Source organism: Lacticaseibacillus pantheris DSM 15945 = JCM 12539 = NBRC 106106 (genome assembly GCF_001311175.1).
Classification (GTDB): domain Bacteria; phylum Bacillota; class Bacilli; order Lactobacillales; family Lactobacillaceae; genus Lacticaseibacillus; species Lacticaseibacillus pantheris.
In genome coordinates this window covers 13,055-26,632 of the sequence record NZ_BBAI01000017.1, presented here as the reverse complement: position 1 = coordinate 26,632, position 13,578 = coordinate 13,055, and the positions used below count along the sequence as shown (strand labels likewise).

Below are 13,578 nucleotides of genomic sequence, written 5' to 3'. Positions count from 1 at the left end.
AAACAGATGTTTTGGGTGCCGGAACGCTTGCCCCGGTTGCCTATGTTTAGCTATACTACTTTCAGGAGGACTGCCATGATTGTCGATATATTGATCTTTTTAATTGTGGGGGGATTGCTGTTCACAGTGACCACCGCACTCCACCAACCTGAACTTAGTTGTGGCGGGGATAGTTAGTTTGGTGATAGCTGGTATTACTTTCGTTCTGTTCAGCTGGAGCTGGTTTTTATTATTATTAGTTTTGTGGATGGTTTTGGTGGTGTTGGGGCTTTACGGTATGCGTGGATACATACGCAGACGGTAAAAAAAGGGCGGTGCCAATCGTCTGATTAGCGCCGCTTGCCCCTGCCAAGGACCTTTATTATACCATTAGTAATTGACATTCACCGGTAGTTCTCCCTATAATATTGTCCGTTATTCGTGCCAATAGCTCAGCTGGATAGAGCAATGGTCTTCTAAACCATTTGTCGCGGGTCCGAATCCCGCTTGGCACATAATATAGTGTTTAAGCGCAAAGTAGCGCAAGGTAAATCCCGGTTTGACGGGCTTTTTGCTTGACCGAAAAGTAGAGAAAAGCAAAAATGTGAAATGGAATGTGAAATGACCGGTTAAAACAGTACATTTCGCGTCCCATTTCACATTTATCGCTTTATCCCTTGGCGTGGTTGGGATAAGAGTGTTTCATCTTGCTACGATAAATTGATGTTGTTTACGAATCGGCGGTCAATTTTACCCGGCGTGGTGAACCGCAATCAGGCCGACAAATAGTTATTTCAGGTTAGTTTCAGTCTTCGAGGATACGGCATTGTTAGTGAATGTGATTGTGGCGAATTGGGTCATATCCTTGTTCATGTAGACCGCAATTAGCGTTGTCGTGCCGCTAAATACGGATTCATTTATGGAGTTTGGCTCGCCTAGCTGCTTATTGACGTCATCATAACTGGTGCTGGTGGTAATCTTATTATACGCATCCAAAGTAATATCGTTTTTTTCGGTCGGTCTTCATCGCGGTTATGTTTTTTTCCAACGGCCTTTTCGTTAACGAACGAAACAATCAGCTTGGCGTCACTTCCACCTTCAACGTTGTTTCATTCGCGTCCGTCCACCTTAATGCCGTTTGTGGTCGCAGTGGTACTACTTTCTGGTTTGCCATATTTGGCGGTGAGGTCCTTGAGCGTGTCCCCGCCATCGCCATTATTACCCATATCACCAAGTTTGATACTCGAGTAGGCAGTCCGGGTGATGAGCTTAGAAGCAGACTTGCTGGACGCTGCAGAGCTGGGGCCACTGCTAGACGAGGTCGTGCTTCCACAGGCTGCTAAGGTGATGGTGGCCAACAATGCGGCCCCCACAGTTATCAACTTCTTCATTGTTTTTTTCCTCCTCAAGCTTTTACCGTCGTTCATGTTTTGGACGCAAAAATTGTTAGCGGCAATAATCAGTGCTTACGGGTGTGGTTAAGCAAGGTCTTTTGGCAAAGAGGTGTCCTAATGTTAATGTTAGCGCTTACCTTGGACGGTTAGAGCTTATCATGAGTCCAAAAACATTACAACGTTTTTGGTCGGGCATCAACACGAAGCAGCATAGGGATAAAATCTTAGCGGGACGTTGCGTTCTGCTTGTGTTTTCAACAACCGCCTGCTATAATCAAAACGTTGTATTTGCACCCTGCGACTGCAACCGCACGGATTTGGGTATCAAAGCATAGCACCCAGTTCGGCGAGTAATCAGGGAAATAGTCCGGATTCCGGACACGTAGGAGGTGTACTCATGTACGCAATTATTAAAACTGGCGGTAAGCAGTACAAGGTAGAGCAGGGCGAACCTGTTTACGTTGAAAAGCTTGACGCTGAAGAAGGCGCCACGGTTACCTTTGACGAAGTTGTCTTCGTTGGTGGTGACAGCACTTTGGTTGGTACTCCATTTGTTGATGGTGCAACCGTTACTGGTAAGGTCGAGAAGCAGGGCCGCCAGAAGAAGGTTGTTACTTACAAGTACAAGCCTAAGAAGCACCAGCACCAGAAGAAGGGCCACCGTCAGCCATACACTAAGGTGACGATTGACGCCATTAACGTTAAGTAATTAACGTACTCTACACACGGAGGTGTAACACTCATGGAAATGCAAAACCTTGAATTCCTCTCCCACCATAAGGGGGGCGGTTCCACATCTAACGGCCGTAACTCAGCTGGTCGGCGTCTTGGCAGCAAGCGTGCCGATGGCCAGTTCGTTAAGGCTGGTAACATCTTGTACCGTCAGCGCGGTACTAAGATTCACCCAGCACTAACGTTAGCCGCGGTGGTGACGACACTTTGTTCGCCACTAGTGATGGCATCGTGAAGTTTGAACGCTTGGGCCGTGACCGCAAGCAGGTTTCCGTTTACCCTGCTGATGCAGCCGCAGACTAATTTGTAGTAAGAGGAGAGTGTCCCGGATGGGGCGCTCTTTTTTAGAGAGCGGAGCAGGCCGTTTAGAAAGCAGAGTACAAGGGACTCCAACCGAAAGGCCCGTTTTTGGCCTTTTGGTTGGAGTCCCTTGTACGTCGCTTTCTGGCCTGCTCCGCTCGTTTCAATAAGCAAAGGTACCGGGAGCGCGTCGTAGCATTCACAGCAATCTGATCGGCCCGTTTTTGGCCTTTTGGTTGGGGTGCCTTATGTGGCGTCTTCTGGCCTGCTCCGCTCGTTTCAATAAGCAAAGGTACCGGGGAACTTCGGAGCATTTCCAACACTGCCAGTCACGTCTTGTGGATGCACGCTCATCTGCACCTTTGCCTCCTAATTCGCGTCCAGCGTAGTCCAACAGTAAATTTGTCCGTCACATTCGTGCCTTTCTGCTACAATGATAGTGTAATTGCTTTCTAATACATAATTAATGTCTGGTGGAGGCCTAAAAATGGCAAAAATTAATGAACTACGAGCAGTAATGGGGAAGCAGGAAATCGCCGCCATCGTACTAACTGATCCGGTGAACGTTTCGTACGTGAGCGATTTTAGCGGTGATGAGAGTGCCCTGCTGGTTACGCCGAAGCAGGCATACTTAGTGACGGATTCCCGGTTTATTGAGGTGGCTCAGCATGAAGTGACTGCGGCCAAAGTCGTGGAGCACCACAACGGGTTGCTGGCCGCTGTCGGCGCGTTGGCTGATCAGGACGGGGTGACTGCTCTCGGGTTTGAGTCCGAGTACATGACGTTCGCGGACTATCAGGTGTTGGCTAAAGCCACAGACGCGCAACTGGTTGGCACCAGGCACGTGGTAGCAACGTTACGCGAGGTGAAGTCCGCCGCGGAGGTGGCATTAATTCAGAAAGCGGTCGATATCGCCGAAGATGGCTACCGACACGTTCTGGACACGATTCGTCCGGGGATGACGGAACGGGCCGTTGCTAACGACCTCGACTTTTATATGCGTGGTCTGGGGGCATCGGGCGTGTCGTTCGATACCATCGTCGCATCCGGGTACCGGTCAGCGTTACCGCACGGCTTTGCTGATGACAAAGTCATTGAGGAGGGTGACGTGGTGACGCTAGATTGGGGCTGTACGTATCACGGCTACATGTCCGACCTGACCCGCACCTTTGCGGTGGGTACGCCCGATCCTAAAATGGACTCAGTTTACAAGCTGGTTTATCAAGCTAACCGTGATGTGGCGGCGATGATGCGCCCTGGCGTGTTGGGCAAAGACATTCAGGCGGCCGCACACCAGGCAATCGACGCCGCTGGCTATCAACAATACTTTGGTCATGGCGCGGGCCATGGTGTCGGTCGTGATATTCATGAAGGCCCCGGAGCGTGGGGCGTGTACATGGACACACCAATCGTGGCCGGTAACGTGCTGACTGATGAACCCGGAGTTTATTTACCCGGAATTGGTGGCGTGCGGATTGAGGACGATTTATTGGTGACAGCGGATGGGGTTGAACAGTTATCAGTTACCGCTCCAGCGGAATTACTCCATTTGGCAGTTTAGTAAGGCCAAAACATTTAAAATCGACCTGAAATAGCTGCGATTGTGCGTTGATGATGTTGGGGTCCGCCAGACGAATTAATTAACCCCAAATGAGTTAAATACTGTCCGATTGCTACCGTTGAAGGCGGGATTAACCCGCGTTGATTCTTGCAACGGCGGCCAGTGATTGGTATCATTGGTTGAGAATAATTTGTTGGAGGACCATTCATGATTTCTGTAAACGATTTTAAAAACGGCTTGACGATCGAGGTCGACCACGACTTGTGGCGCATTGTTGAATTTCAGCACGTTAAGCCGGGTAAGGGTAGCGCCTTTGTGCGTTCGACCCTAAAAAAACCTGCGTACCGGTGCCGTGCAGGAAAAGACGTTCCGTTCGACCGAAAAGGTTGAGCAGGCGCAGATTGATACCAAGTCGATGCAGTACCTGTACGTTGACGGTGACAGCTACTACTTCATGGACAACGACACATACGAACAGTTGAGTCTGACTGCAGACCAGCTAGGTGACGCTCTGAAGTACCTGAAGGAAAACATGATGGTCAGCATCATCATGCACGGTAGCGAAACACTGGGTATCGATATTCCGAAGACGGTTGATCTGGAAGTTAAGGAAACTGAACCTGGTATTCGTGGTAACACCAGTTCGGGTGGTTCGAAGCCAGCAACTTTGGAGACCGGCCTGGTAGTGCAGGTGCCGTTCTTCATTAACGTTGGTGACGTGCTGACCATTAACACGACGGACGGTACGTACATTTCTCGTGCGTAACGCGTAGAAACGGGAGGTAGGCCAAATGGCTGAAAACACAAATATTGTTTTAGCAAGTCGTCCAGATAGTACCGGTACAATTGAGATTGTTCCAGAGGTACTGGAAGTCATTTTGGGCATCGCCGCGGTGAACGTGGACGGTGTTTACCAGATGCGCGGTTCGCTGGCTTCAAGCATCAATGCGTGGTTCGGTCGGGCCAACCGGGGTAAGGGCGTGAACGTCACCGTGGATGGTGACCAAGTGCACGCCGACGTCTACGTATACCTTAACTACGGTGTGAGTGTACCCAAGGTGGCATTGTCCATCCAGGAAACGCTGCGCGAACAGCTACTGTACATGACCGACCTGGAACTCGCAAAGGTGGACGTGCACGTGGTTGGTGTGGTGCCAGAAAAGGCGCCGGCCGTAGACAAAAAGGATTTATTCAAGGACGACGAGGAAAACGAGACAACAGAGGAAGACGATTGATGTTAACGCGTCACGCAATTCGTGAGGCTGCCTTCAAGACCCTATTTGCGCTGGAGTTAAACCCTGACGCAAACCGGGATTTGACTTACAAGGCGGCTTTGCCAGAAAACGAAGTCGCACCGGAATATTTGTTTGATTTGGTTAACGGTGTGCTGGCCAAACAGGACGAACTGGATGCGGCGATTAAGCCGGAATTACGCTCGGGCTGGACCATGGCCCGTCTATCCAAGCCGGACTTGGTATTACTACGGTTGGGCTTGTATGAAATTAAGTTTGAGGACGACGTACCCGCAAAGGTCGCCGTTAACGAAGTGCTGGAGTTGGCAAAGCAGTACAGTGACGACAGTGCGGTTAAATTCATTAATGGTGTGCTGGGTAACTTTGTACAGCAGTAACGATAACGCCGTGACGCTTAGATCGCCGCAATAGGAGCTCGAGACGAATATTTTTTTTGTCCCGAGCCTTTATTACATAGAATGCGAATTCTCTATAGTATGGAGGGATGCAGATGACGACAACTGATACCAGTGAATATTTATCGGTGAGCATGCTTAACCGCTACATTAAGCGGAAGTTTGACTTCGATCCGTATCTCAAGCAGGTATTTGTGGCCGGGGAAGTGTCCAACTTTCGGTTGCGACCGGCGCACCAGTATTTTTCGCTGAAGGATGAACACGCTAAAATTGGCGCGGTCATGTTCAAGTCCGCCTTCCAAAAGCTGAAGTTTAAGTTGGAGGATGGTATGGCCGTCTTGGCCGTGGGGCGGGTTACCGTTTATGAACCCTCCGGTAACTACCAGTTGACGATTGAGCGCTTGGAGCCGGCTGGCCAGGGCGCTTTGGCGTTAGCGTATGCCCAGTTGAACGAACGGTTACGCAAAGAGGGGTTGTACGATATTCACGACCATACCCCACTGGCACGTTACCCCCGCAAAGTGGCGGTGGTGACCAGCCCGAGCGGTGCGGTTATTCACGATATTATTACGACGGTTCGCCGCCGTTATCCACAGCTGGCAATCACCTTGTTTCCTGCCCAGGTACAGGGTGATACTGCCGCGCCTGACATTGTGCGGCAGTTGGAGCGTATCGACCAGTACGGCGGTTTTGATGCCGTTATTATTGGGCGTGGTGGTGGGTCGCTAGAGGATTTGTGGCCGTTTAACGAAGAGGCCGTGGCCCGTGCCATTGTGGCAATGCACATACCGGTTATTTCCTCCGTTGGTCATGAAACCGACGTGACGATTGCTGATTATGCGGCTGATTACCGTGCGGCAACACCGACAGCGGCCGCGGAGTATGTGACCCCGGTTACTGCGGATGAGGCGCATCAAAATATCGTCAAGCTGGCACAGCGGTTAGTGCGGGCACAGGCTGCTCTGCTAGCATCGTTGCGCTACCGGCTGGACCGTGCACGGCAGAGCGTGGTCTTAACGCAACCATCGCGGTTGTACGACGGCCAGATGCAAAAGGTCGACTTGTTACGCTCACGCCTCATGCGGAGCTTTCCGGCGCAGTTGGCACAGTTGCGTAGCCGGTTGGACCTGACCCAAAGCCGACTACAACGGTCGGGATTGTCCGCCCGCATTGCCGGCAATCAGGTAACTATCACTAATTTGGAACGGCGTATGGTGGCCGCTACCAATGCAACTTTGCAAGCTCGACGTCAACGTGTGGGTCAACTAATTGGGTCCCTAGATAGCCTGAGTCCACTACGAACGCTGAGCCGGGGTTACGCGTACGCGACGGACAGTACGGGGCATGTTTTACGCACTGCGGATGAGTACGTTGTTGGTAGCAAAATAAATATTCACGTAGATCGGGGCACGGTGGACGCCACCGTTAACGGTATCCATGTTGAGGAGGAAAACAATGGCTGAAGCAAAAGAACCTAGCTTTGAAGAGCAATTAGCGGAACTCGAACAGATTGTCGGCACGCTGGAAAAGGGTGACGTACCACTGGAAAAGGCCTTGAGCCAGTTTCAGACAGGCGTCGCGTTAGCAAAGCAACTGGATGGTACGCTGAAGGATGCAGAAACCGCAGTGGCCCAAGTGATGACGGATAATGGGGAGCTGAAGGACTTTGAACCAGAGCAAACGGATTAAGGCATTCGCGGACGAACATATTCCGGCGCTCACGGAATTTATGTTGGCTTACGCGCGGCAGGCGCACCAACCGCGCTTGGCGGACGCGATGAGTTACTCGCTCGCGGCTGGGGGGAAGCGACTGCGGCCGTTGCTAGTATACGCAGTTGCGGCCACCATGGGCGCGGACACTACTCAGCTTGACCACGTGGCCGCCGCAATTGAGTACGTCCACACGTACTCGCTCATTCATGATGATTTACCCGCGATGGATGATGCGGATTTACGCCGCGGTCACGCGTCCAATCACGTTCAGTTTGATGAAGCCACCGCGATTTTGGCGGGGGATGCCCTCCTGACGGACGCCTTTGCGTTGGTGAGTGGTGCGCCGCAACCAGCTACAGTGCGTGTGGCTCTGACCTCACAGTTGGCTGTGGGTGCGGGCTCTCGGGGGATGGTTGCCGGTCAAATGATGGACATTGCTGCGACGGGTAGTAGCACACCGCTCACGCGCGGTCAGCTTGTGCGCATGCACGCCCACAAAACGGGGGCGTTGCTCCTGGCCGCCGTACGCATGGGAGCAACGGTAGCGACCGTGAGCGATGCGGATGACGAGGCCCTGGACGACTTTGCAACGGCGTTTGGTCTCGCGTTTCAAATTAGGGATGATATCAATGACGCCACCAAGTCGTCGACTGAGCTGGGCAAGACTGCAGGGCACGACGAGACGGCCGGCAAAAACACTTATGTCAGTTTGTTAGGAATCGATGGTGCAACCAAAGCGCTGGCAAAGCAGATGCGCTCGGCCCACTTGGCCTTGGAGCGTTTATCCGTGCCAGCGCCGTTACTCGAAGATATTGTGGCAATGTTAGGTTAGGTGGATAGTTTGAAGGAACGAGTGGATGTGCTCGCCGTAGCACAAGGATTATTTACGTCGCGTGAGCAGGCCAAACGGGCCATTATGGCCGGTGAAGTTTTCGATCAAAACAACGAGCGCTTAGACAAAGCGGGTACAAAGATTGATGCCGACACGCAACTCCACGCCAAGGGCAAAAAGTTACCTTACGTGAGTCGGGGTGGCTTGAAGTTGGCAAAGGCCCTCAAGGTGTTTGATATTGACGTTCAGGGTACAACCGTCCTCGATATTGGTTCGAGTACGGGTGGGTTCACCGATGTCTGTCTACAAAACGGCGCCAAGCAGGTGTACGCGCTGGATGTGGGCACCAACCAGCTAGTCTGGCAGTTGCGGTCCGACCCGCGCGTGCACGTTATGGAACAAGTCAACTTTCGGTACAGCAAGCCGGAAGATTTTCAGTATGGGGCGGTTGAGTTTGCGGTGACGGACGTCTCGTTTATTTCGTTGCGGCTCATCTTACCACCCTTGCGCCCAATCTTGGTGCCGGGTGGTCACGCTGTGATGCTGATCAAACCGCAATTTGAGGCCGGTCCGCAAAACGTGGGTAAGCACGGGATTGTGCGTGATCGTCAGGTGCACCATGACGTCGTGACCCGGATTGTGGAATTTGCGGCCGACAACGGTTATTCAGTGTTGGGACTAGACTTTTCGCCGATTACTGGTGGCAGTGGGAACATCGAATTCTTGGTGCACTTACGGAACGAAGCGGATGCTAATAACGCCCACATTGATCCGAACGTTGACGTTGACCGGGTGATAGACGCGGCCTATGCGGAGCTACGGTCATAATTCGTCGTCACGCTGTTGTGCAATTTGGGGATGGACCCGCCGATGAATTTCGCTACGTGTTTGGATGCTGGCCAAGGCTAGTTTGGGTTAACGCACAACCTTTTGCACTCTATAAACTGGTATAATATACCTAAACTTTGAATAAATGGGGGACACCGACATGCAGAAGCAAGCACGCCAGGATATCATCAAAACGATATTAAATTCGTACGCGGTTGAAACGCAAGGACAACTGGTTGACTTGCTGGCCGATGTGGGCGTGCAGGTAACGCAGGCGACCGTTTCTCGAGACATCAAGGAAATGCAACTAGTCAAGGTGCCCATCGAGCATGGGCGGTACAGCTACGGTTTACCACCGGCACAGCAAGTGTCGCCGTCAGAAAAATTGCGGCGCACCCTCAGCGGGGTATATGCCAGTATCGATGTCTTGGACAACTTTGTTAACTTACAGCTTGTTCCCGGTTCCGGCCGGCAGTTGCAACTTTAATCGCAGCGCAGAGCGACGGGCGCGTCTTTGCCATGATACCGGCCGATGCTAGCATCCTGATTATCTGCCGGGGCAAAGAGGCTGCGGAGGAATTAGCTGATTCCTTACAGGATATGGTGGGGTGAAACCATGCTACAAGAACTTTCTATCCGCGACTTTGCAATTATTGAGTCGTTGGACCTCAGCTTTGCCACCGGCATGACCGCGCTCACGGGTGAAACCGGTGCGGGTAAATCGATCATTATCGACGCGGTCTCATTGCTTGCAGGCACGCGCGTTCCAGTGAGTTTATTCGTACTGGTGCGGACAAAGCCACGTTGCAGGGGCAATTTTTGGTGGGTGACAATCAGAATACGATTGATGCTCTAGCTGCGCTAGGGTTGGCCCCCGATGACGGACAGGTGCTGTTAGAACGCGACTTGACCCGCACTGGCCGTAGTGTTTGCCGTGTTAACGGTAAGATTGTCACCACCGGTAATCTGCGGTCGGTGGGCGAGACGCTGGTCGACATTCACGGACAGAACGAGCACCAGGAGCTGAGTCACCCGGAAAAGCACCTGAGCATGTTGGATCAGTATGCTGATGGGGCCGTCCACGAGCTTTTGGAGCAGTATCGTCACACTTACCGTGACTATCAACAATCGCTATCGACGCTCCGCAAAAAGCAACAAAACGAACAAGAATGGGCGCAGCGGCTGGACATGTTACGGTTTCAGGTGAAGGAAATCGACGACGCGATTTGCACGCGGGCGAAGAGGACGAGTTGGAGTCCGAACGTGAGCGCCTGGCGAACTTTCAGCGTATTCAGAATGCGCTGGCTTCGGCCTATGACGTCTTTGATAACGCCGAGTACAATCCAGTCGACGCGCTGGGCGAAGTGATGCAGCAATTGGAGAGCATTGCGGATCTAGGTGAGGATTACCGGGCTCTGAGTGAGACCATTAATGACGCCTATTATTCGTTGCAGGATGCCCAAGCTGATTTGTCCAAAGAAATTGACGGCTTGGAATGGGACGAGAACCGCCTGAACGAAATTGAGGAACGGTTAGCGCTGATTCAGCAATTGAAACGCAAGTACGGCGATTCGGTTGACGACATTCTGGCGTACGGGCAGCGTGCCCACAAAGAGTTAGGCACCATGGAGCCACGAGTTCCGATGCGGCCGGGCTTGATGGGCGTGTCCAGCAATTGTACGACCAGTTGGTGGACCTGGGCCAGCAACTCACTGAGGTGCGCAAAGGCGTGGCTCACCGCTTAACGGATGCCGTACATCAGCAGCTGAAGGCGCTCTACATGGCGAAGACTGTGTTTAGCGTCCACTTTGCCGATCACGCCCAAGATGCCTTTACCCCTAATGGCGTGGATGTGGTTGAATTTTACATCCAGACGAACCCGGGGGAACGGGCCCAACCACTAGCACGGATTGCCAGTGGTGGTGAATTGTCCCGAATTATGTTGGCTATCAAGACGATTTTTGCGGAGTCCGATGGCGTCACCAGTATCATCTTTGACGAAGTGGATACTGGTGTATCTGGCCGGGTGGCGCAGGCGATTGCTAACAAAATTAGTAGTATCGCGGGTCACTCACAGGTGTTGTGCATCACCCACCTGCCGCAGGTGGCGGCAATGGCGGACCATGAATTCAAAATTGCGAAGGCAGTGCATCAGGGCCGGACTACGACGATCGTGACGCGTTTGAGCGAGGACGAACGGGTGGACGAGTTGGCGCGGATGTTGGCCGGAACGTCGGTCACGCAACTCACGCGCGAGCACGCTCAGGAATTGTTGCGCCTGGCCGAGCAGACCCGTGCTGAGCTAGACGAGCACCATCAGTGATTTGATTACTGGATAAACAAAGACGACAAAACAGCCCCATACTCAGCGGGTGAACATACGGAATGTGTGTTCACCCGCTGAGTATGGGGCTGTTAATTTTGCGGTTGGTTGTGGTTGCCGGGGTACTAAAAAAAATTAGCGCACGCGTTGGACGTAAGTGCAATCGCGGTCATCGACAATTCTAAAAACGTTGCTGTTAAATTCCGTCATGAGGAGGCGGTGGTCGTCTAGCCGACGCTGTAGGTGGCCCACAACGGGGCGCTCGACGGCCCGCAGCCGCAGCGCAACGAGTAGGTGCTTCCGGAGTGACTGTTCCGTGAATAGTTGTACCTGAGCTGCTGGCATGGTTGGTAATGGTTGATCAAAATCGAGGTCAAATAGTTGCCGGTACGTGTCCGCGATGTTGTGTCCTAACCGTTCAATCGTACCCATTGGTTTCATCATGTCCATAATTTTCCGCCTCCGAACATTTGTTTGCACCTTGTATTATACGAACACGCGTTTGCATTTGCAACCCCTAATTTCGAAAAAAATTGCGGCGACTCGGCCATGGGCTACTCCACGTTGACCGCTGTTAGGGTTCAGGATGGGTGGGCACGAACGCGCGGGTGGGCTTTGGGACTACGGCTTACGTGCCCTCCGTCGTAGGTTGCTACACCCGCACGCTCCGGCCGTGCCGGCCTCCCGCGGATTCTGTAGACAAAGAAAAACCGCTTTTTCTACAGAATCTGCCGCTGTAATTCGCTACGCTTCTAGGGCTGGCTCCGCCAGACCGTCGAATTAACTCCCAGTAAGGTGCTAAAGCACCAACTGGAAGTAAACAAACAGCGCTCCGGGGTCGCGGCAACTACGTCTCCGGGCACGACGCCTCCATCCCAAAGCCCACCCGCGGGTTTCCCGATAGTTTGGTGTCTCTGATCTAGGCCGCATTGCTTCAAAACGCGTGCGTTCCGCGGTCTTAATTTGAAGAAATACCATTACTTAGGACTGTAGTTGACAAAATCGTTCATAAATTCATCCATAATTGTAGTTTTAGCCGTTCAACCGGAACCGCCACGCCAGTACGACCAGCCACCGCAGCGATCACCGTGGAGTAGTCCACAAAGTCGCAACACCCCAGGCTACCCGCACTGGCCTAAACCGCCACCCGGCAGACAAAATATGGTCACCAATCGCTAGAATGCTTGATTTATCAAGCTAAAAGCGGCACAATAGATGCTATATTATTTGAACAGTTATTTGGGAGGAAAAGGCATGAGCGAACGTGGTATGCTCATCGTACTGTCAGGCCCGTCCGGGGTCGGCAAAGGGACTGTACGTCAGGCAATGTTAAAATCGGGGTACCGTGATTTCCACTATTCTGTGTCAATGACGACACGGAAGATGCGTCCCGGTGAGGTTGATGGTGTCGACTACTATTTCCGGACTAAGGACCAGTTTGAGGATGAAATTGCTAACGGGGGAATGCTGGAGTACGCCCAGTATGTTGACAATTATTACGGCACACCTTTGCACTACGTCAATGAGCAGCTGGAGGCCGGTCAGGACGTTTTGTTGGAGATTGAAGTTAAGGGTGCCATGCAGGTACGCGCCAAATGTCCCGACGCAGTCTTCATCTTTCTCACTCCACCCGATCTCAATGAACTGCGGCACCGCCTAGAGGGCCGCGGTACGGATGATGCCGAGACCATCAAGAAACGTGTCGGCAAAGCCGTTGATGAATTAAAGATGATGCAAAACTATGACTACGCCGTTGTGAACGATGAAGTTGCGCTCGCCGTCGATCGCATTGAGCACATTATTCAAAGCGAGCACTTGCGGGTACAGCGCGTGGCCGAAAAGTATGCTAATATGATAAAGAAAGCTACCTCTGGCGACTAAAGGAGAACGAAGATATGATTGTTTACCCATCAATTGATAAACTATTAGCCAACGTACCGTCACGGTACTCATTAGCAGTCCTGGCATCGAAGCGGGCACACGAACTGGAGACTGGTTCGTTGCGGATGCTGCCAGAATACCAATCACCGCGGACTGTGGGCCAGGCCCTCGAAGAAATCGCGGCGGGTGATGTGGTGATTGATCCTGATTCCAAGTTGCTCGAACGCGACGCCGAACGGTTGGAGCACCAGGAAGAACTACGTGACGATGCTAGCGATGATGCTGGCAACGACGCCAATTAATCTGACTAAATAAACGCCGTATGTTGATAGTTGGCAAACGGTTGGGGATGTGACGTTGGTTACGTCCTTTTTTTTATTGGTTGCT

At 52.2% G+C, this 13,578-nt stretch carries 14 protein-coding genes, 1 tRNA gene and 3 pseudogenes; 15 read left to right on the top strand and 3 right to left on the bottom strand.

Features of this window, described 5'->3' with window-relative positions:
* Positions 1-420 precede the first annotated feature (420 nt).
* Positions 421-494, top strand: a tRNA-Arg gene (locus tag JCM12539_RS06920).
* 274 nt (positions 495-768) lie between these two features.
* Here the strand turns inward: JCM12539_RS06920 and JCM12539_RS14685 are convergent.
* Both JCM12539_RS14685 and JCM12539_RS14680 read right to left on the bottom strand, forming a co-directional pair.
* Positions 769-975 carry a DUF3862 domain-containing protein gene (locus tag JCM12539_RS14685; RefSeq protein WP_054650289.1) on the bottom strand — a complete coding sequence of 69 codons (207 nt, stop codon included), beginning with the start codon at positions 973-975 and terminating at the stop codon, positions 769-771.
* Positions 976-1,088: 113 nt separating this feature from the next.
* On the bottom strand, positions 1,089-1,370 hold the full coding sequence (locus tag JCM12539_RS14680) for a DUF3862 domain-containing protein (protein WP_054650287.1): 282 nt from the start codon (positions 1,368-1,370) through the stop codon (positions 1,089-1,091).
* A 400-nt stretch (positions 1,371-1,770) separates the two neighbouring features.
* Between JCM12539_RS14680 and rplU the strand changes: the two genes are divergently transcribed.
* The 12 genes and pseudogenes from rplU to recN all read left to right on the top strand — a co-directional run bounded on the left by rplU (position 1,771) and on the right by recN (position 11,310).
* Positions 1,771-2,082: a 50S ribosomal protein L21 gene (rplU, locus tag JCM12539_RS06905; RefSeq protein ID WP_054650285.1), complete on the top strand. Its 312-nt coding sequence runs from the start codon at positions 1,771-1,773 to the stop codon at positions 2,080-2,082.
* Between the two features lie 33 nt (positions 2,083-2,115).
* Positions 2,116-2,408 (top strand): annotated as a pseudogene (rpmA, locus tag JCM12539_RS06900) (50S ribosomal protein L27).
* A 484-nt stretch (positions 2,409-2,892) separates the two neighbouring features.
* Complete coding sequence (locus tag JCM12539_RS06895; RefSeq protein WP_054650283.1) at positions 2,893-3,966, top strand: M24 family metallopeptidase; 1,074 nt, start codon at positions 2,893-2,895, stop codon at positions 3,964-3,966.
* A gap of 207 nt (positions 3,967-4,173) precedes the next feature.
* Positions 4,174-4,732, top strand: a pseudogene (efp, locus tag JCM12539_RS06890) (elongation factor P).
* Between the two features lie 25 nt (positions 4,733-4,757).
* Positions 4,758-5,201: an Asp23/Gls24 family envelope stress response protein gene (locus tag JCM12539_RS06885; RefSeq protein ID WP_054650281.1), complete on the top strand. Its 444-nt coding sequence runs from the start codon at positions 4,758-4,760 to the stop codon at positions 5,199-5,201.
* Positions 5,201-5,596 (top strand): transcription antitermination factor NusB, encoded by a 396-nt coding sequence (gene nusB, locus JCM12539_RS06880; RefSeq protein WP_054650279.1) that lies wholly within the window; start codon positions 5,201-5,203, stop codon positions 5,594-5,596. The genes JCM12539_RS06885 and nusB overlap by 1 nt, the downstream gene beginning before the upstream one ends.
* Positions 5,597-5,709: 113 nt before the next feature.
* Complete coding sequence (xseA, locus tag JCM12539_RS06875) at positions 5,710-7,077, top strand: exodeoxyribonuclease VII large subunit (protein ID WP_054650277.1); 1,368 nt, start codon at positions 5,710-5,712, stop codon at positions 7,075-7,077.
* Positions 7,070-7,303, top strand: coding sequence for an exodeoxyribonuclease VII small subunit (locus tag JCM12539_RS06870; RefSeq protein ID WP_054650275.1), 234 nt, complete (start codon positions 7,070-7,072; stop codon positions 7,301-7,303). Before xseA ends, JCM12539_RS06870 begins: the two co-directional genes overlap by 8 nt.
* A complete protein-coding gene (locus tag JCM12539_RS06865; RefSeq protein WP_054650273.1) occupies positions 7,281-8,159 on the top strand; it encodes a polyprenyl synthetase family protein in 879 nt (292 codons plus the stop codon). Before JCM12539_RS06870 ends, JCM12539_RS06865 begins: the two co-directional genes overlap by 23 nt.
* Before the next feature lie 9 nt (positions 8,160-8,168).
* Positions 8,169-8,987, top strand: a complete 819-nt coding sequence (locus tag JCM12539_RS06860; protein ID WP_420835958.1) for a TlyA family RNA methyltransferase — start codon at positions 8,169-8,171, stop codon at positions 8,985-8,987.
* Between the two features lie 160 nt (positions 8,988-9,147).
* Positions 9,148-9,474 carry an arginine repressor gene (locus tag JCM12539_RS06855; RefSeq protein WP_054650269.1) on the top strand — a complete coding sequence of 109 codons (327 nt, stop codon included), beginning with the start codon at positions 9,148-9,150 and terminating at the stop codon, positions 9,472-9,474.
* Between the two features lie 129 nt (positions 9,475-9,603).
* Positions 9,604-11,310: pseudogene (gene recN / locus JCM12539_RS06850) on the top strand (DNA repair protein RecN).
* 135 nt (positions 11,311-11,445) lie between these two features.
* Here the strand turns inward: recN and JCM12539_RS06845 are convergent.
* The gene (locus tag JCM12539_RS06845) at positions 11,446-11,760 is read right to left on the bottom strand and encodes a hypothetical protein (protein ID WP_054650267.1); all 315 of its coding nucleotides are present in this window, start codon (positions 11,758-11,760) and stop codon (positions 11,446-11,448) included.
* An 804-nt stretch (positions 11,761-12,564) separates the two neighbouring features.
* Between JCM12539_RS06845 and gmk the strand changes: the two genes are divergently transcribed.
* Positions 12,565-13,191: a guanylate kinase gene (gene gmk / locus JCM12539_RS06840; protein WP_054650265.1), complete on the top strand. Its 627-nt coding sequence runs from the start codon at positions 12,565-12,567 to the stop codon at positions 13,189-13,191.
* 14 nt (positions 13,192-13,205) lie between these two features.
* Positions 13,206-13,493, top strand: coding sequence for a DNA-directed RNA polymerase subunit omega (gene rpoZ, locus JCM12539_RS06835; RefSeq protein ID WP_054650263.1), 288 nt, complete (start codon positions 13,206-13,208; stop codon positions 13,491-13,493).
* Positions 13,494-13,578 lie beyond the last annotated feature (85 nt).